This is a genomic window from Actinomadura rubrisoli, assembly GCF_004349215.1.
GTDB lineage: Bacteria > Actinomycetota > Actinomycetes > Streptosporangiales > Streptosporangiaceae > Spirillospora > Spirillospora rubrisoli.
On record NZ_SMKU01000547.1, the window covers coordinates 1 to 3699 of the forward strand.

3 protein-coding genes are annotated in these 3699 nt (G+C 73.4%); 1 reads left to right on the plus strand and 2 read right to left on the minus strand.

The window, feature by feature from the left end:
* Window positions 1-93 precede the first annotated feature (93 nt).
* Window positions 94-1257, plus strand: a complete 1164-nt coding sequence (locus E1298_RS45025) for a DUF5925 domain-containing protein (RefSeq protein ID WP_243726232.1) — start codon at window positions 94-96, stop codon at window positions 1255-1257.
* An 18-nt stretch (window positions 1258-1275) separates the two neighbouring features.
* Here the strand turns inward: E1298_RS45025 and E1298_RS45030 are convergent, their stop codons facing one another.
* Window positions 1276-2457, minus strand: a complete 1182-nt coding sequence (locus E1298_RS45030; protein WP_131903501.1) for a trans-sulfuration enzyme family protein — start codon at window positions 2455-2457, stop codon at window positions 1276-1278.
* Between the two features lie 319 nt (window positions 2458-2776).
* The gene (locus tag E1298_RS45035; RefSeq protein WP_243726233.1) at window positions 2777-3565 is read right to left on the minus strand and encodes a DUF2470 domain-containing protein; all 789 of its coding nucleotides are present in this window, start codon (window positions 3563-3565) and stop codon (window positions 2777-2779) included.
* Window positions 3566-3699 lie beyond the last annotated feature (134 nt).

Below are 3699 nucleotides of genomic sequence, written 5' to 3' on the forward strand. Positions count from 1 at the left end.
GGGGCGGGGCCGGGAAAGCCTGACGGGAACGGTCGGCGTCGGTCCGGCTAATTCGGTGGACGCGATCCGCCGCCGAGCCAGATCATCAATGCCATGACCATGTCGCAGGAGAGGCCGCAGGACGTCCTGCATCTCGTGGAGCCCCCGGAGAAGGCGACCGATCCCGGGGCTCGCCCCGCGCTGCCCGTGGTCTTCAACCTCAGCGACAACAACTCGCCCGCGGACGTGATGGACGTGCTGTCGCTGCGCCCGTTCGCGTCCGGCGAGCAGCCCTGGTCGCGGTCCACGCGGCTCGACCACGTCCGTCCGGACGCGCCGCTCCGTCCAGGGCACGCCCGGCTGGTGCGCGTCGCGCACGAGAAGGGCAAGGAGTCGGTGCTGGCCGAGGGCGACGGCTGGACGCTGCTGACCAACCGGTGGAAGAACGGCGCCGCCTACCTCGCGGTGTCCGCGGTCAGCGACGAGCTGGCCGAGACCGTCCTCGAAGAGTCGGTGAAGGACGCGACCGAGCCGCCGAAGACCGACGAGACCAACGTCGAGATGGGCTTCTGGCACATGGGCTCGCACGGCCCGGTGCGTACCGAGCGCGCGATCTCCGCCGACTCCTGGGACGACATCCGCCGCAACTACACCGCCCCCGTCGCGGACGCGCTGGACGCGGTGATGAACCTCACCCGCGAGCAGGTGTCGGGGCGGCTCCTGCTACTGCACGGCCCGCCGGGCACCGGCAAGACCACCGCGCTGCGCGCCCTCGCGCGCGCCTGGAGCGAGTGGTGCCAGGCCGACTGCATCCTCGATCCGGAGGCGCTGTTCGGCACGCCCAGCTACCTGATGGAGGTCGCGGTCGGCGACGACGAGGACGAGAACCGCCGCTGGCGGCTGCTCATCCTGGAGGACTGCGACGAGCTGATCCGCGGCGAGGCCAAGCAGTCGACGGGCCAGGGCCTGTCGCGGCTGCTCAACCTCACCGACGGCATGCTCGGGCAGGGCCGGGACGTCCTGGTGGCCATCACCACCAACGAGGACCTCACGATGCTGCACCCGGCGGTCGTCCGGCCGGGCCGCTGCCTCGCCCAGGTCCAGGTGGGCCCGCTGACCAGGGACGAGGCCGTCACCTGGCTGGAAGATTCCGGCACCGCGCCGGACGAGATCGGCCAGGACGGCGCGTCCCTGGCGGAGCTGGTCGCCCTGCGCAAGGGCGAGAAGCGTCCCGAGGGCCCGGACGCCCCCGCCACCGCGACCGGCTTCTACCTGTAGTCAGCCGGCCTTCTGTAGTCAGCCGGCCTTCTCCAGGGCCTGCTCGATGTCGGCCCACAGGTCGTCCGGATGCTCCAGGCCGACCGACAGCCGCACGGTGCCCTCGCCGATCCCCGCGGCGGCGAGGGACGCCGCGTCCATCTGGCGGTGCGACGTGCTGGCCGGGTGCATGGCGAGGGTCGCGACGTTGCCGAGCGACGGGCCCAGCGACACCAGCCGCACCGCCTCGCTGAACACGCGCCCGGCCTCCCGTCCACCGGCCAGCTCGAACGCGAGGACACCGCCGCTCCCGTCCGGCAGCAGGTGCCGCGCCAGCTCGTGCTGCGGGTGGTCGATTAGCCCCGGGTAGTGGACGCGGGCGACGGACGGGTGCGCGGCGAGGCGCCGGGCGAGGTCCAGGGCGGTCGCGCTCTGCCGGGCCATGCGCAACGGCAGCGTCGCGAGCCCGCGCACGGCCAGCCAGGCGGCGAACGGGTCGGCGGTGGAGCCGAGCTCGATGGCGTGGTCCCAGACGCGGCGGTGGACGGCCGGGTCGGCGAACACCGCGACGCCGCCGAGGATGTCGCCGTGCCCGCCGATGAACTTGGTGGCCGAGTGCACGACGACGTCCACGCCGTGCTCGATGGGCCTGCACAGCAGCGGGGCGAAGGTGTTGTCGACGACGGTCAGCACGCCCGTCCCGCGGACGGCCCCGGCGAACGCGGGCAGGTCCGTCACGTGCGTGGTCGGGTTGGCGACCGTCTCCAGGTAGAGGAGGCGGGTGTTCGGGCGGAGCGCCTCGCGGACCTCGGCCGGGTCGTCCCCGGAGATGTGCGTCAGCTCGACGCCCCACCGGTCGGCGAGGTCGCGGAGCAGCGCGTACGTGCCACCGTACAGCGAGGACTGCGCGATGACGTGGTCGCCGGACCGCAGCAGCGCCGTCAGCACCGCGTTGATCGCGCCCATCCCGGACGCGGTGGCGAGCGCGCCCGCGCCGCCCTCCAGCTCGGTGACGGCCAGCTCGAAGGAGCGGACGGTCGGGTTGCTCATGCGGGAGTACATGAAGGCCCGGTCCGGCCCGTCGAAGGCGGCGGCGAGGTCGCCGGCGTCGTCGAAGGCGAACAGGTGCCCCTGGTAGATCGGCACTCCGAGCGGGCGGCTGCCCTCCGGCGCGACGACGGACGGGTGGACCGCGCGGGTCTGCGGATGGTGTCGGGTCATGACTCCACCCTGCGTCCCGTCCCGTGGCGGCGGCATATCCAATTTCGACCAGTGGCCCGGACCACGCCCCCCGGCGTCGTGCTCCGCGGCGCCGGACCACCGGCCCGGCCAGGGCCGCAGAGGCCCTCCCGTCCGGCACGGCTCCCCGCCGCCGGCTCATCCACCCCGCGAGGACGAGCCGGCGATCGGGGTCGTTCCGGGCGGGCGGCGTTCAGCGTCTCCCAGCCGGAGTCATGAGCATGTCCCGGACGGGCCGCGCCCGCCATCCGGGAGATCACGGTCATCCGGCCGTGATTTCGCGGGCCCGTCCGTCCCGGACCTACGGGGTGGCGTGAGCGAACAGGCGTCGGTACACGCCGCGCAGACCGTGGAGATCACTGACAGGCTCGGCGAACGCGAGGCGCAGATCGTACGAGCCGGGCGCCTGCGGTGGCGGCGCGGAGCAGCGCAGCCACAGACCGTACCGGTCGAGCGCGAGCGGCCGGACGACCGGCGCCCGTTCCTCGGCGGATTCCGGCGCGGGGAGCAGCCGCGCCAGCTCGTCCCGGTGGCAGGAGTCGAGATGGGTGAGGATTCCCCCCTCGATGGCCACGAACGGGTCCGGCGCGGCGGCGGCGTAGTCCTCCGGTTCGAGGGTGGCGCTGCCCCAGGCGTCCTCGATCTCGACCTGGGCGACCTCCAGCGCGAGGACCGTCCACGCGCGTTCGCGGTCTCCCCCGTCCTGCGGCGCGGCCAGGTCGAGCAGCTCGGGACGCGGATGGGGGTGGGAGATGCGCAGGGCCGCGGCGCGCAGCTCCCCGGCGGGGAGCTCGGTGAGCCAGCCGTGCAGCCAGGCCCGTCCGCGGACGCGGTCGGCGAGCGAGACGGGGGCGACGTCGGAGATCCGCAGCGTGGCGGGCAGGTCCTCGGGCTCGCGCGCCAGCGCCGCCACGATCGGCGAGGCGGTCGGCAGCAGGAGCAGCGGCCTGCCGTCGCGGTCCGTCGTGTGCGCCGGGACGGGGGCGTACGGGACGCCGGGCGCGACCAGCACGCCGTCCGCCATGCCGTAGGCGAGCGTGCGCGCCCGCTCGGCCGCCGCGGGCCCCTCCGTGATCTCCGCTTGCCGCACCCTGACCTCCTCGACTATAAGTTAGGCTCACCTAACTAAGGCTTACCTAACCACCTGAGGAGCAGGATGAACAACCCCCGGCCGAAGATCCGGCTGTCGCGCGCCCTCGGCATCCCTGTCTTTTATAAACATCT

What these genes read in the sequence shown, in the direction of transcription:
- E1298_RS45030 (WP_131903501.1), bottom strand. Translation starts at nt 2,457, where the DNA reads ATGACCCGACACCATCCGCAGACCCGCGCGGTCCACCCGTCCGTCGTC.
- E1298_RS45025 (WP_243726232.1), top strand. Translation starts at nt 94, where the DNA reads ATGACCATGTCGCAGGAGAGGCCGCAGGACGTCCTGCATCTCGTGGAG.